Source organism: Collinsella sp. AM29-10AC, assembly GCF_003469085.1.
GTDB lineage: Bacteria > Actinomycetota > Coriobacteriia > Coriobacteriales > Coriobacteriaceae > Collinsella.
The window spans coordinates 1-16590 of record NZ_QSKB01000023.1 but is presented as its reverse complement, the minus strand read 5'-3'; the positions used below and the strand labels follow the sequence as shown (position 1 = coordinate 16590).

The window sequence follows — 16590 nt, the reverse complement described above, 5'->3', positions numbered from 1 at the left end:
CCCCCGCTGCGCACTACGTGCGGCGGGGGTTCTTTCGTCCTGCGGAGTGTCCGCGAAGGTCAGCCCTCAGATCCTGCTACGACTACGTCCTCGGATTGTGTGGGCTGATGAAGGACGTGGTTGGTGGGGCGCCTTGTCCCGGTCGCTGTTTCGCGGCTTTGGGCATAGAGGGGGATTTGGTTGCGGACCCAGATGGCCTAGAGGGATATGGGTGCAAACGAGAAATCGTTGTTGGGGTCGTCCTTTTCCATAAACTCATCGAGACAGAATGTCATATAGATTGGAACGTAAAGGATCTTGCCCTCTTTACAAAGGTTTTCGTGGCTCAGCACAACGGCCTCGGGAATTTTGTACTCGCCCACACTCATCAAACGGTCGAGGGCTGCATGTGCTCGAACTTTCTTGCCCGATTTGACTTCGATTGGGACAACATGCCCGCGGGCACCTTCGATTACAAAGTCGACTTCACCGACCTCACGCGTTTGGTGGTACCACGTATCTGCTCCGAGGGCAACGAGTTCCTGTGCGACCACGTTCTCATAGAGGCCGCCGAGGTTGGGGGTTTTCATGTCAAGGTAGACGGCGCGTGCCGTGCTGCCGGGATACCGCGATGCGAGCATACCTGTATCGGACTCGTATAGTTTAAAGGCCGTCGTTTTCTCCGTCCTCTTGAGAGGACTTCGTGCCTCCGTCACCTGGGGGACCATCAATCCAACGCCTGCGTTCACCAGCCATAGGAAATCCTGCTCGTATTTTTGAAGACGAGCTCCCTCGCCTAGAGACGAGACGATAAAGCGATGGGACTCCGCCTCAAGCTGAACGGGAATTTGCTCGAAAATGGAGCGAACGTTAAACGCTCGAGTCGATGCATATTTAGAGATATCGCTTTTGTACTGATCGACTAGCTGAATTTGAAGCTCACGCGTTCTCACGAGCGAATAGCCCGAATCGATATAGTTCTGAACGACCTCCGGCATGCCGCCGCAAACGATATAAGCTCTAAAGTTTTTGAGCATCGCCTCATGAATAAAATTTTCGACGGGACGCCTCTCGACAAGGCAGCTGCGGATGTCTGCAAGCACATTCTCGCTGATGCTGTTTGCCCAACAAAACTCTTCAAAATCCATTGGCCGCATAACAATGTGCTCGACATACCCCACCGGGAAAGAAGAGATCCCCTTAAACTCAGTCCCAAGCATAGACCCCGAGAAGACATAGCTAAAGCGTCCGTCCTCGACCAGCGCCTTCATAAGTGTAACGATCTGCGGATACTCCTGAATCTCATCGACAAAGATAAGCGTATCTCCCTCAACAAGCGGTGCATCCGCAAGAAGGGCCACACGGTTGATGAAGTCAATGGAGTTCTTAGCGCCAACAAGTACGTCTCTTGCCTCGGCATCAAGTAGCAGATTGACCTCATAATACGAAGCGTAGTTGCTCTTTCCAAACGCGCGAATCGCATAGCTCTTGCCAATCTGACGCGCACCGGTAACAAGCAGGGCCTTATGGGAGTTATTCTTCCAGCTCAAAAGCCTATCAGTGACTTTGCGGCGTAGCATTAAAACACCTCATTGACAAAAATTGGCAAATAGATTTGCCCCTAATCATACAAAAATTGACAAATAGATTTGACCCAAATCATACAAAAATTGGCAAATAGCAAAGCTCACTTAGGCCTCAAAGCCAGCGAGCCAGCACGGTACTTTGCGAAAAGGCTGGCGGCGCCGTTGTTGAGGGTGGCCAGGTTGACAGTGGCGCCGTTAGCGTTCTCGGCTGCTTGGGCGCGCAGGAGCGAAAGGGCGTCGGTAGCGTTCATGCAGAAGCCGACGGTAAAGTTCCATACTGCGAACTCGCAGTCGCTTGCCGCGGGGTGAAGCGCGATCGGCTATCCCTTATGTTGGATGAAAAGCCCCATGTTTTTGCAGGGGTGCATACTCAACTTATAAGTGCATAGAATCTCGTATAGTGCGAGTAAGATATTGCGCTGTCCGTTTTGTGTTTAGCAGAGATGTAGTTTGCATAATCCGACATAATCCTCGCTGCATTTAAATAAAGTTGCACGTAAATGGCGTAGATATGCGTGAGCTGGGGTTCTTTACGCTGAGCGGATAAAAACGACCGTTCACCGTTCCGCTATTTTCAAAATGAATAAAATGAGCGATAAAGAGAATATAAACCTTAATAAACTCGCGTAACGCACGGACGCGGGTTATTAATGGGTTGTAGGCCTTTTACAGAAAGGATTCCAGCAATGTCTAAGCCTCTTGGCAAGCCCGATCGTATTGTCGTCGCCCTTGGCGGCAACGCCCTCGGCAACAACCCCGTCGAGCAGATCGAGGCCGTGAGCAACACCGCCCACGCTCTCCTTGGTCTTATCGAACAGGGTAACGAGATCATCATCACCCACGGCAACGGCCCGCAGGTCGGCATGATCCAGAACGCCTTCGCCGCTGCCCACGATGCCATCGGTACCCCCGAGATGCCGCTGCCCGAGTGCGGCGCCATGTCCCAGGGCTACATTGGTTATCACCTGCAGCAGGGCATCGGCCGCGAGATGCACAAGCGCTATAAGCGTTGGCACGCCGCCACCGTCGTCACCCAGATCGAGTGCGATCCGGATGATCCCGCGTTCAAGAACCCGACCAAGCCGATCGGCCCCTTCTACACCGAGGAGCAGGCCAAGGAGTTCATGGCCGAGGATCCCTCCAAGGTCTTCGTCGAGGATTCCGGCCGCGGCTGGCGTCGCGTCGTCGCTTCCCCCGATCCCAAGAAGATCGTCGAGGCTGACTCCATCCTCAACCTGCTCGACAACGAGTTCATCGTCATCGCCTGCGGTGGCGGCGGCATCCCCGTCGTCCGCGACTACGAGAACAAGGGCTGCTACAAGGGCGTTCCCGCCGTCATCGACAAGGACCTGGGCGGCGAGCTGCTGGCCGAGGACTGCGACGCCGACGTTCTGTTCCTGCTGACCGCCGTTGAGCATGTCGCCATTAACTTTGGCAAGCCCAACCAGGAGGAGCTCGAGGACCTCACCGCCGACGAGGCCGAGCGCCTGGCCGACGAGGGTCAGTTTGGCAAGGGTTCCATGGAGCCCAAGGTCCGCGCTGCCATCAAGTTCGCCCGTTCCCGCAAGGGCCGCACCTGCATCATCGGCGCTCTGGACAAGGCTGCCGAGACCATGGCCGGCCTCTCCGGTACCCGCATCCACGAGTAGTCTCTACTCTGTTGCCTCTCTCGTGGGCGCCAGGCAAAGCGCCTACAAACTAGCCTCTCTTCATGAGCCCCGCAGTCCGCTCCGACTGCGGGGCTTTTGCTATTCAGCTAGTCATTAGGGACGTTCTTAAATGACTAGTCAAACAAGAGCGTCCCCAATGACCACTCATTTAAGTCTGTCCCCAATGACTAGTAGTAGGCCCACATGGCTTCGATTTCGTTGAGGACCTCCACCACGCCCCAGCGGCGGGCGCTGCGGCTGGCCGAGTTGGGGTCGTAGACGCCAATCTGGTTGGCATCGTCGATGCCGTAGAGCACGATATAGTGGCCTACGTTGGTAAACGTGCCGGGGCGCACTGCGGCGATGACGGGCGCACCCGAGCGAAGTGCTTGGGTAATCGATTCGCGATTGTTATAGAGCTGTGTTCCGTTGAGCCCCAGCTGCCACGCACCGCCTGTCATAAACGACCACTCGGTGGCACCAGTGGGGGCGTAGTTGCCGGCTTCGGCCAGTGCGCATATATCGACCGGCGTCTTATCGGTGTGGCCGGTCTTAAAGATATAGACCATGGTGAGGCAAGTGGGGCCGCAAGCGTTTTCGCGAATAGTGCCACCGGCATAGGGCAGCTCCGACCATGCGGGGTCAATTTGGTAGATGTGGGGCATGGTGCCGGCCTGCCATTGCGAGCGTGGGGTCGAGAACGCAAAGGAGTAACCGGGCGCGACGGGAGCTTTAAGCAGCTTGTCCTCGGCAGTGGGCTCAAGACCGGCTGATCCGTGCGAGATACAGGATCCCAAAAACACAAAGACGAGGCAGGCGGCAATGGAGCAAAGCGCAAGGCGTAGACGGCGGGCTGGAAGTGCGTGGCTTGTGGTGTGCGACGCGGGGCGAGGGGCGGAATTGCCGCGATTGCGTTGAGGTGGCGAAAAGGAGCGCTTAACGTAGTGGTCGGTCGTACGGCAATCGTAGCGGCGCGGCTGCGATGTGTCGGTCTGGCGTTGGCGTGTGCTCGTGCTCACGCGGTCTGACTGCTGCGCGGTACGGCTTTGTTGCCGAGAAGAAGCCCCGGGCTGCTCTTGGGGGCGCTGCTGGTTGCCGTTGTCGGAGGTGCTTCTGGGCGTTGGCGTGGTGCGGCCGGCAAGGCGCACGCTTTGTGGCCGTTGGTCGCCGTCATTGTATCCGTATGCCATTCGAATCACCTTGCCTCGTGTGTAACTTGTCTATCCTACATAAAAAGATGCACGACACATGGGTATGTGCGCCAAAAGCCTGACAAATGGTATGAACGTTGCCGCGCCGCGCGCCAAGCGTCACGGCAACAGGTATTCAAAAGCAGACAAGATGAAAGCGTCCAGGACGAATGACGTCTCCCGCCGTTCGTCCCAAAAACGGTGCCGCTCGTTTTGCAGTTCTGCCTTCGGTCGAGCTGCGAGCGGCGCTGCTGCGCCAAGGCCGTATCTTAAAGCCATGGAATAAAAGCGCGCGGCAAAACGGACCGCGCAAGGGGTGACGCCAGGGGGCGTCAAAAAGGAAAGGAGGGGAACAATGGCGGACAAGAACGCAGAAGTTGCAGTCGAGGACAACGGCGGCATGAAGAAAACGCTTTCGCTCTGGAACTTCTTCACCATCGGTTTCGGTGCCATCATCGGTACCGGTTGGGTTCTGCAGGTCGGCGACTGGATGGTCGTGGGCGGCGGTCCCGTTCCCGCTATGATCGCATTCCTCTTGGGTGCAATCTTCCTCGTGCCCGTCGGAGCTGTTTTCGGTGAGCTCACGGCTGCTATCCCCATCTCGGGCGGCATCGTCGAGTATGTCGATCGTAGCTTTGGCCGTACGATGAGCTACATCACCGGCTGGCTCCTGGCCCTGGGCAACGGCATCCTGTGCCCGTGGGAGGCCATCGCCATCTCGACCCTCGTGTCCGAGATGTTCGGCAGCCTGCCCGGCCTTGAGTGGCTGCGCGCCGTCAAGCTCTACACCATCCTGGGCGCCGACGTTTACCTGTTCCCGACGCTAATCGCGCTCGGCTTTGCGACCTACGTCATCTTCCTCAACTTCCGCGGTGCCAGCTCGGCCGCCAAGCTGCAAGCCTTCCTGACCAAGGCCCTGCTCTGCGGCATGCTGCTCGCCATGGGCGTCTCGCTGTTCACCGGCTCGCCGGACAACGCCATGCCCGTGTTCTCCCAGGTCACCGGTGCTGGCGGCGGCAAGCCTGCTACCGAGGGCACCAGCCTGTTCGCAGGCATCGTTTCGGTCCTGGTTCTGACCCCGTTCTTCTACGCCGGTTTCGACACCATTCCTCAGCAGGCTGAGGAAGCGGCCGAGGGCCTCAACTGGAACAAGTTCGGCAAGATCATCTCCCTGGCCCTGCTGGCCGCAGGCGGCTTCTACATGGTCTGCATCTACTCGTTCGGCACCATCCTCGACTGGCATGAGTTTGTTAAGAGCCCGGTTCCCGCGCTTGCCTGCCTCAAGGGCATCAACATGCTCCTGTACCTGGCCATGCTCGTCATCGCCACGCTTGGACCCATGGGCCCGATGAACTCCTTCTACGGCGCCACGAGCCGCATCATGCTCGCCATGGGCCGAAAGGGCCAGCTGCCCGAGAAGTTCGCCGAGGTCGATCCCAAGTCCGGCGCTCCCAAGCTCGCCTGCGTCGTTCTGGGCGTCATCACCGTCGTCGGTCCGTTCCTGGGCAAGAACATGCTCATCCCTCTGACCAACGTGTCGGCTCTCGCCTTCATCTTCTCCTGCGGCATGGTCGCCCTCGCTTGCCTGCGCATGCGCTTCACCGAGCCCGACCTGCCTCGTCCCTACGAGGTGCCCGGCGGCAAGTTTGGCATCAGCCTCGCTATCGTTGCCTGCGGCACCATCATTGGCCTGCTCGTGATCCCGTTCTCTCCCGCCTCCCTCAACATGGTGGAGTGGAGCATCGTGATCGGCTGGTTGGCTGTTGGCCTGGCCCTCATGGCTTTCACCAATTCCCGCAAAAAGTAACGCCTGGCCGGGGCGGATCGGGTGCGCGGAATCCTCTCTCCCGCGCACCGAACCCGGCACCACTTGGGTAGCTTTGTGAGGCCTTAACCCAACACGGCCTCGCCCACTATATGGATCCATAAGGAGGAACCATGTCCACTAAGTATGCAATCGTTGGCGGCAAGCTCATCGACGGTACCGGTGCCGAGCCGGTCGAGAACTCCCTCGTTCTCGTCGACGACAACGGCAAGATCGAGTACGCCGGCACTATGCAGGACCTTCCTGAGGGCGTTGAGGTTATCGATGCCGCCGGCAAGACCGTCCTTCCCGGCCTGATCGACACCCACCTGCACTTCTCGGGCAACTTGACCGACGATGACACCGACTGGGTCATGCAGCCGCTCCTCGAGAAGCAGGCCGTCGCCGTCAAGCAGGCCTACGACTGCCTCACCCACGGCCTCACCACCGTCTGCGAGATCGGCCGCTTTGGTATCCAGATCCGTGACTGCATCGACAAGGGCGTCTTCAAGGGCCCGCGCGTTCTGGCCACCGGCCTTGGCTTCTGCCGCGTTGCCGGCCACGGCGACTCCCACCACTGCAGCCAGGAGCTCAACAAGGAATCGCACCCCTGGGGCGATCAGGTCGACGGTCCTTGGGATCTGCGCAAGGCCGTCCGTCGTCGCCTGCGCGAGAACCCCGATGCCATCAAGATCTGGGCTACCGGTGGCGGCATCTGGCGCTGGGACTCCGGTCGCGACCAGCACTACTGCTCCGAGGAGATCCAGGCCGTGGTCGAAGAGGCAAAGATGGTCGGCATCCCCGTGTGGAGCCACTGCTACAACAACCACGCCGCTGCCTACGATTCCGTTCGCTTTGGCTGCGAGCAGCTGATTCACGGCTTCGATATCGATGAGCGCACCATGGACCTCATGGCCGAGCAGGGCACCTTCTTCACTCCGACGATCGCCTTCCTGCCCACCTGGTACGCCACCTATCCGCCCGTCTACGTCCCCGAGCTGCACGACAAGTACGAGGGCACCCTGGTCGAGAAGGAGCTGCAGCGCAACTACGACTGCCTGCGCGAGGCCAAGAGGCGCGGCGTCGTCATGACGATCGGCTCCGACTCCTTCTCCTTCGTCACCCCGTACGGCACCTGCTCCATCGAGGAGATGTACGAGTTTGTCGACAAGATCGGCTTCACCCCGGTCGAGACCATCACCTGCGCCACCCTCAACGGTGCCAAGATGTGCCACATCGAGGACGAGACCGGTTCCATCGAGGCCGGCAAGTGCGCCGACCTGCTGGTCGTCAACGGTGACGTCGCCGCTGACATTCACGTGCTCAACACCGACAACATGGACGTCATCATGAAGGACGGCTGGATTGTCGAGGCCGGCACCTTCGGCGAGGCAAACAAGTACAGCGCCTAAGCTACCGTTCATCGATGGCTTGATGTAAAACACAGTATTTGATTGCATAATGCAATGGAGAGGGTCGCTTGCGGCCCTCTTTATTGCTATGGGGTGCGTCAGTAAGAAGGAGATGACGGTGGATCTCAATAGGCTGATTCTGGGCAAGAGCTACAACTCTACCAAGGTCTTTCGTACCGCTCAGCATGTGGTTCAAGCCATCTTGCTCGGTATTGTCGTTCCGCTGCTTATCCTGCTGCTCATCTGGGATCTAACCGATAATCCCAATCCTGTTCCGGCCGTTGTCGTCATTGCCGGCTTGGTCATGCTGTGCTTCTTCTTCTCGTACGTCTTTGTCGTTCCCGACGACCTCACATCGAGCGCTACCGACCGCACGCTCGCCATCGCGTCGAAAATATTCGCCTACACGTCGCGCGGCCTTACGCCCGAAGCTGCCCTGGGCGCCTCTAAGATCATCCTGTCCGAAACCATCGCCTCTGCCATCTGCTTTACCGACGGCAAGCAGGTGTTGGCAAGCTGGGGCGAGGACTCGGCAAAATGCCCCGCGGGCACCCCGGTGGTGCTGCGGACCACGCTCAATGTGATCAACAGCGGTGAGCAAAGCGTTTTCTCGCGCGATGCCTCGACCGAGACAGGTGGCTACTTTCCGCGCCTGCGCGCCGGTATTGTCGCGCCGCTTACCGTGCGCGGGCATTGCGTGGGCACGCTCGAGCTGTATTATCCCCGTCTGAGCAGCATCGATATGCGCCAGACGGCGCTTGCCTCGGGCTTTGCCGACCTCATTTCCACGCAGCTTGCGAGCTTTGAGCTCGAGCGCCAGGACGAGCTTACGGCCCGCGTGGAGCTGCGCGCCTTGCAATCGCAGGTCGATCCTCATTTTCTGTTTAACACCATCAGCACCATTGTGTCGCTCGTACGTACCGAGCCGGACAAGGCCAGGTCGCTGCTCATCGACTTTTCCAATTACTACCGTCAGACGCTTTCTGATTCCGATACCCTCACAACGCTCGAGCACGAGGTGGAACAGGGCACTCGCTATATCAATCTTATGCAGGCTCGTTATGGCGACGGCCGTCTGCGCGTCTCGGTCGATATCGACTTTGAGGTGCGCGATTGCATGGTGCCGCCGTTTATCTTGCAGCCGTTGCTCGAAAACTGCATCAAGCACGCGCAGCGCGAGACCGAGCCGCTTTCTATTCATGTTAGGGCTTTCGAGACCGATGACGGTTTGGAGATCATCGTCGAGGACGACGGCATCGGTATGAGCGAAGAGGTCTGCGCGCATCTGTTTGAGCAACATCGCCGAGAGGAGCCCGAGAGCATTACCGCCGACGGCTCCGTCAAGCGAGGTTGCGGCCTGGCGCTCTTCAACGTGCTTCAGCGCATCCATTTCTTTTACGGAGAAGATTCCGGCATGCGCGTGAAGTCCCAAGAGGGCGTGGGAACGCAGGTCATCGTCGAGCTGAACGGCGAGCCGCATGAGCCCGCGCCGTTGACGGCGTAGCACGCGGTTGGATTGAGAGAAAAAGAGGGGAAGCACATATGTCCGAAGGCTGGAACATCTTGGTGGTTGATGACGAGCCCCCAATTAGGGCTGAGCTACGCTATCTATTGGAAAAGGATACGCGTGTGGGTCATATTGCCGAGGCGGGCAATGTCACCGAAGCCGTGGAGTCGATTCTGTCGAACAGGCCCGACGTGTTGTTTTTAGACATTACCATGCCCGGTCGCTCGGGAATTGAGCTTGCCGAGACGCTGCAGAACCTAAAGACGCCGCCGGTCGTGGTGTTTGTGACGGCATTTGCCGAGTATGCGGCTGATGCCTATAACCTCGATGCCGTCGATTATGTCGTCAAGCCGGTTGAGGACGCACGCCTGTCAAAGGCACTCGACAAGATCGAGGCGGCCTTGGGCGTCCGTCGTGTTATCCACGCTCCGCGCCAGCCTTTGCGTCTGACGGTGGACCGCGGGGGCAAAAAGGTGTTCATTCCCGCCGCAGACGTTTGCTACTTTGAGGCGCGCGCCGATTTTTGCAACGCCATCTGCGCCGAGGGAACGTACCTGATCAATGAGTCGATCTCTTCGCTCGAGCGTCGCTTGGACTCCGAGGGCTTTATTCGCGTTCATCGCAGCTACCTGGTCAATTTGGAAGACGTGCACAATGTTGAGATTGGCTCCACGGGGTTGATGGAGCTCAGGCTCGACCGCGTGAACTCGACGGTACCGGTGTCCCGTCGTCGTGCCGCCGAGGTCAAGTCGCACCTGGGGCTTGCGTAAGAGGCTTGCGTGCTGTCGTTTACCATCGCAGGTTTGGCATGGGCGCGCGGTGGGCATAATGGGTGGCATCGAATGAAATCGAAAGGATCATTATGCCCGCGCTTATCACCCATCATCTGTTTGGCGAGGAAAGCATCGACCGTCTTCCGCAGTGCGTCATCACGTCCGATGAAGAGCGCATTGCCTTTATCTTGGGCAACCAAGGCCCCGACCCGTTTTTCTTTCACATTCTGACACCGCGTGTTTCCGACTGCACGCTGCTGGCGCAGGTCATGCATCGGTCGCGCATGTCTCGCCAGTTCGCGTGCCTGCGCGACGGCGTGTCGCATCTGCTGCCGCGCGATGCCAGCTTGGGTCGTGCCTTTGCGCTGGGCCTGCTGTCTCATTACGTGCTCGACCGCAACGCTCACCCCTTTGTCTATGAGCAGCAGTTTGGCATCGTGGAGTCCGATTCAGAGCTTGAGGATTCGAGCAGTCAGGTCCATGCCGTGATCGAGAGCGACCTGGATGTACTGATGCTGCAGCTTAAACGCGATGGCGCTACGGTCGACGATTACCCGCCGGCGGGCGAGATCGTCACCACCGATCGCATCAATCGCGTGGCCGGCGTGCTGATGAGCTATGTTGCCGGACGCGTGTACGGCATTGACATTCCGGCGGGGGAGTACGGTGCTGCCGTTGCCAATATGCAGCGACTTTACCGCGCGATTGAGCCGGCCGGCTCCGCAAAGACGCGCGCGATCTCGCTGGTTGAGGGCTTGGTGCACGACTACTCGCTGCTCGACGGCCTTGCGCACCGCGTGACGACCGAGCTGACCGAGCGTACCGGCAACCTGGGCCACTTGGCATGGAAGAACCCCTTTACCGATGAAGTCTCGACCGAGAGCTTCCCCGAGGTCTTTGACCGCGCGCTGCTCGATTACGAGTGCACGGTTGCCCGCTTTATCGAGACCGGCGATATGGAAGCCGTGACCAACCATGTCAATTACAGCGGTCGCGTGCTCAATGCCGATGAGGAGTTCGACCGCGAGGAATAGGGCTCATGCGTGCCCCTTTGCCGAATCCTTACCGGTGCTTCTGGACAATTGGGGTACGATGAACTAACTGCATATCGGGCAAATACGAAGGGTCCCTGTCCATGAAATACACCAAGCTCGAGCGTAACTGGGTTATGTACGATGTGGGCAATTCGGCCCTCGTGCTGCTCAATACCTCGGTGGTGCCCATTTACTTTAACGCCATCAATACCGGCGCTTCCTCGGCCGACCTGGTGGTCGCTTGGGGCAATGCGCAGACGATCGCCTCGCTGGTCATCGCCATGCTCATGCCCATTCTGGGCGCACTTGCCGACTACGCCGGCAACAAGATCAAGTTCTTCTTGGGCTTCTTCCTCACGGGCCTGGTGCTTTGCCTGGCGCAGGCTATCCCAATGTCCGCCATGGCATTTTTGACCGTGTACGTGCTGTGCACCATCGGCCTTAACTCTTCTATGACGTTCTACGACGCCATGCTGCCTGACATTACCACCGACGAGCGCATGGACGCCGTGTCCAGCTCGGGTTATGCCTGGGGCTACATCGGTTCCACCGTGCCGTTCGTCATCTGCCTGGCGCTCATCATGGGTGGCCCCGCTCTTGGCATCCCCACCATGCTGGCAACGCGTCTGTCGTTTATCATCACTGGTGCCTGGTGGCTCATCTTTACCCTGCCGCTCATTCGCACCTATAAGCAAAAGTACGGTCGCGAGCGCGGTCCCGAGGACACCATCGGCCACATCGTGGGCGGTGTGTTCTCCGAGGTCGGACACACCATGCGCGAGATTGCCCACAATAAGACCGTGCTGGTCTACATGATCGCGTTCTTCTTCTATATCGACGGTGTGCACACGGTCATTTCCATGGCCACCAGTTACGGATCGGCCTTGGGCATCGATTCGACGCAGCTGGTGCTGGCGCTGCTCGTTACGCAGTTCGTGGCCTTTCCGTCCGCCATCATCTACGGCAAGCTCGCCGGACGCGTGGGCACGCTCAACATGATCCTGGTGGCGGTCGCCGCCTACATGGGGATTGTGCTGTTCGCCGCGTTCTTCCTAAAGACCGCCTTTGAATTCTGGGTGCTTGCCATTATGGTCGGCCTGTTCCAGGGCGGTGTGCAGGCGCTCAGCCGTAGCTACTTTGGCCGCATTATCCCCAAGGAAAAGTCCAACGAGTACTACGGCTTCTTTGACATCTTTGGTCGTTATGCAAGCGTTATGGGCACCTTCCTGGTGTCGGTCGTCACCTCGCTGACCGGCAACCCGTCGCTGGGCGTCCTTTCCATTGGCGTGCTGCTGGTCGTTGGCTTTATGCTACTGGTCCGCCTGTCCCGCATGACTCGGGCGGCAGAGCATGCCGCATAGGAGCGAGCGGCTATTGTGCCTGTCCACGGTACTCTTTTGGGGTTATCCGCAATAAACATTGCGACTTGCGAGCAATGATTTGCCCAAGTGGGTATGATGGAATCAGCTAGGTCGCGGGGCGTCGCCTGTGTTTGGCGGCGTCCCGTTTTTGTGTTGCAGGGAGGGTAAGGCATGAACGCCACGGTCGTGATTCCAACGTATTGGGCGGGCGATGACGCTTGCGCAAACGCCCCTGGCACCTATGACCATTCGACGCGACTCAACGCCGACAATCCCGAACTCGACCGCTGCCTGGCCTCGCTTGAGCAGGTGTGCGACATCCCGCGCATCATCCTTTTGGTGGTCTGTCCTGTTTCTGCCACAGCCGATGTGTCGCTGCGCGTGCACGAGATTGTCGACGCGCATCCCACGCTCAAGGTCACCGTTGTCACCAACACCCAGGCCTCGCGCATCGCAGACCGGGTTGCTCAGATCGCGCCCAAGGGTTCGGGCGAGTGCGTGAGCCTGCGAGGCTACGGTGCCATCCGCAACATGGGGCTAGCCTGTGCCGCTGTGCTGGGGCATGACGCGGTTATCTTTTTGGATGACGATGAGACTGTCATCGACGCCGACTTTATGAAGCGCGCGACCTATGCGTTGGGGCAGCAGACGCGTCAGGGCTTGCCGATCTTGGTCAAGAGCGGCTATTTCTACGATCGCGACGGATCGCCGCTTGCTCCCACGGACAAGGCGGGCATCTGCCATCGTTGGTGGACCAAGCGCATCGAGTTCAACCGTTGGATGAAAAAGGCGCTCTCGGGCACCCGCATCTCGCGCTCCAACTACGTGTGCGGCGGCCTGATGGCCCTGCACGCCCGCGCCTTTACGCGTGTGGCCTTTGACCCGTTTATCACCCGCGGCGAGGACTTGGATTACCTCTTTAACATGCGTATGTTTGGCTACGACGTGTGGTTCGATAACGAGTGGACCGTGCGCCATCTGCCTCCGGAGTCCGAAAAGCGCTCACCGCGCTTTATGCAGGATGTATACCGTTGGTACTACGAACGGGCCAAGTTGACGTTCGCCGCGCATCAAAAGGAGCTCATTCCCGTTACGGCGGCATCACTCATGCCCTACCCGGGCCCGTGGATTTCGCGCGAGCTCGACGACCGCGTGCACAAGACCGCTATGGTCCGCAGCGTGTTTACCCGCGAGCATGAGGGCTACCTGCGCATTTGGCGCCATGGTATCGGCGAGGCAAAGGCCTATGCGCGCCAAAACGCTGCAAGCTACCTGCGTTTCCAGAGCTTTTGGCCCAAGATCATGGACGGGCTTTGGCGTGACGCACAACTGATCAGTATCCTGGAGGGGGCCGAATGATCGACCGCCGCGCCCAGCGCGATAGTTCAATATCAATCTTTCGCATCATTGCCGTTGCATGCGCCATTTGCGTGCTGGTGTACTTTATTTTTGCCTTGGTGACCGGTATCGAGCCGATCGCCACGGTGATTGCCTGCGCGCTGCTGTGCATCTTTCTGTGCATCTTTATCTTTTTGACGCTCAATCCCGATTCGGTGCGCTCCCAGTACACCGAGGAGACGCTCTCGGTGGCCTCGGCCATGCTCGAGGACATTAAGGGCGGTCTGACGCAGGAGTCGGCGCGTTTGGTGTGCCGGCGCATTTTGCCCGAGACGCGCGCCATGACGGTGGCCATCACCGACGAGGACAACGTGCTTGCCTGCGCGGGCGAGTTTGAGGAAAAACTGCTGCCCGATACTCCCATCCACACGCTTGCCACACGCTACGTTATCGAACATGGCATCGTGCAGTCGTTCAACCGTATGGTGGATGTCGTGGGCTCGGACGGCTCGCACAACCAAGTTCCCGCCGGCATTATCGCCCCCATCAAGGTGGGCGATCGTACCGTCGGCACGCTCAAGTTCTACTACAAGACCCCGCGCGCCGTCGACCGTACCCAGTATGCGCTTGCCTCGGGCTTTGCCGAGATCTTGTCCACGCAGCTCGCCATCCACGAGCTCGAGGTGCAAAAGGAACTCACGGCGCGCGCCGAGGTGCGTGCGCTGCAGGCGCAGATTAACCCGCACTTCCTGTTCAACACGCTGAACACCATTGCATCGTTTACGCGCACCGACCCGCTGCGGGCCCGCGAACTGCTTCGTGAGTTCTCATCGTTCTATCGTGCTACACTCGACAACTCGGGATCGCTTATTCCGGTCTCGCGCGAGGTCGCACAGACCAAGCGCTACCTTACCTTTGAGAAGGCCCGCTTTGGCGAGGACCGCGTGCTTGCGACGTTCGATGTGTCCGAGGACGTGGAAGATACGCTGGTGCCGGCGTTCGTGATCCAGCCGATTGTCGAGAACGCCGTACGTCATGGTATGGGCGATGACGACGCCCTGAGGATCGACGTGACCGTTCACCAAGACGGCGAGGATGCAATCTTGATTGCCGTGGCCGATAATGGCGTGGGCATGGATGAGGGTACCGCCGCCAGACTGTTTGACGAGCGCTCTGCCCGTCCCGACGCCAGCTCTCCCCAGGGTGGCGGCGCCGGTGTGGCCATGCACAATATTTCGGAGCGCATCCATCGCTTTTATGGGCCGCACTCCTATACGCGTGTCGAATCGGCGCCGGGCAAGGGCACCAAAGTGCTCCTTCATCTTGATTTGTCAGAGAGCATCTTTGACATTCAAGAGTAAAATAAAAGGCTACGGGCTCAACGTCATGCGACGGATGCCCGGCGTAGTTAGTTGACGAAAGGTTTTATCCCTATGCTGCGTGCGATGATTGTGGATGATGAGGCGCCGGCTCGCTCGGAGCTTCGCTTCCTGCTCGAGCAAACGGGCAAGATCGGCACGATCACGGAGGCGTCGAGCGTCCGCTCCGCCATCGAGATGCTTATGGAAAGTCGCGTGGATGTCGTGTTTCTCGATATCTCGATGCCCGGTGCCTCGGGCCTGCAACTTGCCGAGGCGCTGCATAAGCTCAAAAATCCGCCGGCGATCGTGTTTGTGACTGCGTATAGCGACCATGCGGTCGAGGCATTCGACGTGGATGCCGTCGATTATCTGATGAAGCCGGTCGAGGAAGCTCGCTTGGATCGCGCGATCGAGAAGGTCATGCAACGCGCCAAGCCGGTTACGGACAGCAAGGTGACCATCGAGCGTATCCCGGTGGAAAAGGGCGGCCGCAAGGTGCTCATTCCCGTGGACGACATTCGCTTTATCATGGCCAAGGACGATTACTCCTGCATCTATACCGTCGATGATCGCTTTTTGTCGACGACCTCGCTGGCGCAGTTTGAGGCCAAGCTCTGCGATTTTGGCTTCTTCCGTGTTCACCGCCGCTATATCGTCAACTTGGCGTGCGTCACGGACGTTGAGACGGTGCCCTCGGGCGCCATCCAGCTGGGCATTACGGGCGTCGACGAACGCGTGCCGGTTTCGCGCCGCCGCGTCGTGCCGCTCAAGAAGGCCCTGAGCCTCTAGCACACTGGCCCCGCAGCCCTGTAGACCCATCGTCTGCGGGGCCGTGGGGCCTTTTTTGTATGTATCTGCCGAATCGTTTTTTGCGGAAGGGATCCCATGAACAGCGCAAGCGCCAAGCGCATCGACATCATCTCGGACACCCACGGCTATTTATCGCCTGCGCTCTTGGATGAGCTTGAGGGCGCAGACCTGATCATCCACGCCGGCGACCTTACGTCAGAGATGGACTACGAGCACCTATGCACCATCGCCCCCGTGCGGGCCGTATTGGGCAACAACGATTACTACCGCGACTACGGCCCCGATGTAGACCGTCTTGCGCTCTTTACCTACGAAGGCCTCAAATTCGCCGTAGCCCACTACCGCGAAGACCTTCCGGTGGGATCCGTAGACGTAGCCATCAACGGCCACACCCACGTAACCAAAGAAGCCCAAGTGGGCCGCTGCCTAGTCCTCAACCCGGGCAGCGCCAGCTATCCCAGAGGCACCCGAGGCCCCACCATGGCCAGAATGCTCGTCAAAGACGGCAAGATACTGACCACTAAGTTTATTGACTTGGACTAACCGCAACAAAAACGGGGGATGCACAACGCATCTCCCGTTTTTCTTTGAGCCAAAGTCAGAAGTCCAACCAGAACAATCAGACCACCCCCGCCGGGAAGCACGCGGGCTAGCCGCGCAGCGGCGCACGCCCGCAAAACTGGTTGAATAATGTGACGGCAGGGAGGGTCTCCGGGGCTGGGGGCGGGGGTTAAGTTTGTCGCGAGTTCCGCACGCAAAGGAAAGCACTTAATGTGCTTTCCGTCT

The 16590-nt window shown here is 58.8% G+C and carries 14 protein-coding genes; 11 read left to right on the top strand and 3 right to left on the bottom strand.

The features are described from left to right. Positions 1-197: 197 nt before the first annotated feature. Both DW754_RS08115 and DW754_RS10990 read right to left on the bottom strand, forming a co-directional pair. The gene (locus tag DW754_RS08115) at positions 198-1559 is read right to left on the bottom strand and encodes an ATP-binding protein (RefSeq protein ID WP_117638139.1); all 1362 of its coding nucleotides are present in this window, start codon (positions 1557-1559) and stop codon (positions 198-200) included. A 107-nt stretch (positions 1560-1666) separates the two neighbouring features. Continuing rightward, positions 1667-1816 carry a hypothetical protein gene (locus tag DW754_RS10990; protein WP_158549138.1) on the bottom strand — a complete coding sequence of 50 codons (150 nt, stop codon included), beginning with the start codon at positions 1814-1816 and terminating at the stop codon, positions 1667-1669. 435 nt (positions 1817-2251) lie between these two features. Here DW754_RS10990 and arcC point away from each other — a divergent pair, with 435 nt between their 5' ends. Then, positions 2252-3214 (top strand): carbamate kinase, encoded by a 963-nt coding sequence (gene arcC / locus DW754_RS08110; RefSeq protein WP_006235166.1) that lies wholly within the window; start codon positions 2252-2254, stop codon positions 3212-3214. 188 nt (positions 3215-3402) lie between these two features. Here arcC and DW754_RS11180 read toward each other — a convergent pair whose 3' ends face one another. Beyond that, entirely contained in the window at positions 3403-4404 is a 1002-nt protein-coding gene (locus DW754_RS11180) for a C39 family peptidase (RefSeq protein ID WP_233508843.1), read from the bottom strand. 355 nt (positions 4405-4759) lie between these two features. Between DW754_RS11180 and DW754_RS08100 the strand changes: the two genes are divergently transcribed. From DW754_RS08100 to DW754_RS08055, 10 genes are all read left to right on the top strand, one after another. Then, complete coding sequence (locus tag DW754_RS08100; RefSeq protein WP_117735418.1) at positions 4760-6211, top strand: APC family permease; 1452 nt, start codon at positions 4760-4762, stop codon at positions 6209-6211. Positions 6212-6342: 131 nt separating this feature from the next. Continuing rightward, on the top strand, positions 6343-7620 hold the full coding sequence (locus DW754_RS08095; protein WP_055252079.1) for an amidohydrolase family protein: 1278 nt from the start codon (positions 6343-6345) through the stop codon (positions 7618-7620). Between the two features lie 112 nt (positions 7621-7732). Further along, complete coding sequence (locus tag DW754_RS08090; RefSeq protein ID WP_226790488.1) at positions 7733-9124, top strand: sensor histidine kinase; 1392 nt, start codon at positions 7733-7735, stop codon at positions 9122-9124. Between the two features lie 38 nt (positions 9125-9162). Further along, positions 9163-9897, top strand: coding sequence for a LytTR family DNA-binding domain-containing protein (locus DW754_RS08085; protein ID WP_117758475.1), 735 nt, complete (start codon positions 9163-9165; stop codon positions 9895-9897). A gap of 92 nt (positions 9898-9989) precedes the next feature. Further along, positions 9990-10934 (top strand): zinc dependent phospholipase C family protein, encoded by a 945-nt coding sequence (locus tag DW754_RS08080; RefSeq protein WP_117758476.1) that lies wholly within the window; start codon positions 9990-9992, stop codon positions 10932-10934. 101 nt (positions 10935-11035) lie between these two features. Then, positions 11036-12295 carry an MFS transporter gene (locus DW754_RS08075; RefSeq protein ID WP_055252086.1) on the top strand — a complete coding sequence of 420 codons (1260 nt, stop codon included), beginning with the start codon at positions 11036-11038 and terminating at the stop codon, positions 12293-12295. A 171-nt stretch (positions 12296-12466) separates the two neighbouring features. Beyond that, the gene (locus DW754_RS08070; protein WP_117758477.1) at positions 12467-13654 is read left to right on the top strand and encodes a glycosyltransferase; all 1188 of its coding nucleotides are present in this window, start codon (positions 12467-12469) and stop codon (positions 13652-13654) included. Next, positions 13651-14994 (top strand): histidine kinase, encoded by a 1344-nt coding sequence (locus DW754_RS08065; RefSeq protein ID WP_006235157.1) that lies wholly within the window; start codon positions 13651-13653, stop codon positions 14992-14994. Before DW754_RS08070 ends, DW754_RS08065 begins: the two co-directional genes overlap by 4 nt. A gap of 72 nt (positions 14995-15066) precedes the next feature. Next, positions 15067-15783, top strand: a complete 717-nt coding sequence (locus DW754_RS08060; RefSeq protein WP_006235156.1) for a LytTR family DNA-binding domain-containing protein — start codon at positions 15067-15069, stop codon at positions 15781-15783. A gap of 96 nt (positions 15784-15879) precedes the next feature. Then, complete coding sequence (locus DW754_RS08055) at positions 15880-16347, top strand: YfcE family phosphodiesterase (protein WP_055252090.1); 468 nt, start codon at positions 15880-15882, stop codon at positions 16345-16347. Positions 16348-16590 lie beyond the last annotated feature (243 nt).

Excerpts from the sequence above, each read along its gene's own strand:
- DW754_RS08070 (WP_117758477.1), top strand. The coding sequence starts at position 12,467 with ATGAACGCCACGGTCGTGATTCCAACGTATTGGGCGGGCGATGACGCT.
- DW754_RS08075 (WP_055252086.1), top strand. The coding sequence starts at position 11,036 with ATGAAATACACCAAGCTCGAGCGTAACTGGGTTATGTACGATGTGGGC.
- DW754_RS08100 (WP_117735418.1), top strand. The coding sequence starts at position 4,760 with ATGGCGGACAAGAACGCAGAAGTTGCAGTCGAGGACAACGGCGGCATG.
- DW754_RS08065 (WP_006235157.1), top strand. The coding sequence starts at position 13,651 with ATGATCGACCGCCGCGCCCAGCGCGATAGTTCAATATCAATCTTTCGC.
- DW754_RS08060 (WP_006235156.1), top strand. The coding sequence starts at position 15,067 with ATGCTGCGTGCGATGATTGTGGATGATGAGGCGCCGGCTCGCTCGGAG.
- DW754_RS10990 (WP_158549138.1), bottom strand. The coding sequence starts at position 1,816 with ATGAACGCTACCGACGCCCTTTCGCTCCTGCGCGCCCAAGCAGCCGAG.
- DW754_RS08055 (WP_055252090.1), top strand. The coding sequence starts at position 15,880 with ATGAACAGCGCAAGCGCCAAGCGCATCGACATCATCTCGGACACCCAC.
- arcC (WP_006235166.1), top strand. The coding sequence starts at position 2,252 with ATGTCTAAGCCTCTTGGCAAGCCCGATCGTATTGTCGTCGCCCTTGGC.
- DW754_RS08085 (WP_117758475.1), top strand. The coding sequence starts at position 9,163 with ATGTCCGAAGGCTGGAACATCTTGGTGGTTGATGACGAGCCCCCAATT.
- DW754_RS08090 (WP_226790488.1), top strand. The coding sequence starts at position 7,733 with ATGACGGTGGATCTCAATAGGCTGATTCTGGGCAAGAGCTACAACTCT.
- DW754_RS11180 (WP_233508843.1), bottom strand. The coding sequence starts at position 4,404 with ATGGCATACGGATACAATGACGGCGACCAACGGCCACAAAGCGTGCGC.
- DW754_RS08095 (WP_055252079.1), top strand. The coding sequence starts at position 6,343 with ATGTCCACTAAGTATGCAATCGTTGGCGGCAAGCTCATCGACGGTACC.
- DW754_RS08115 (WP_117638139.1), bottom strand. The coding sequence starts at position 1,559 with ATGCTACGCCGCAAAGTCACTGATAGGCTTTTGAGCTGGAAGAATAAC.
- DW754_RS08080 (WP_117758476.1), top strand. The coding sequence starts at position 9,990 with ATGCCCGCGCTTATCACCCATCATCTGTTTGGCGAGGAAAGCATCGAC.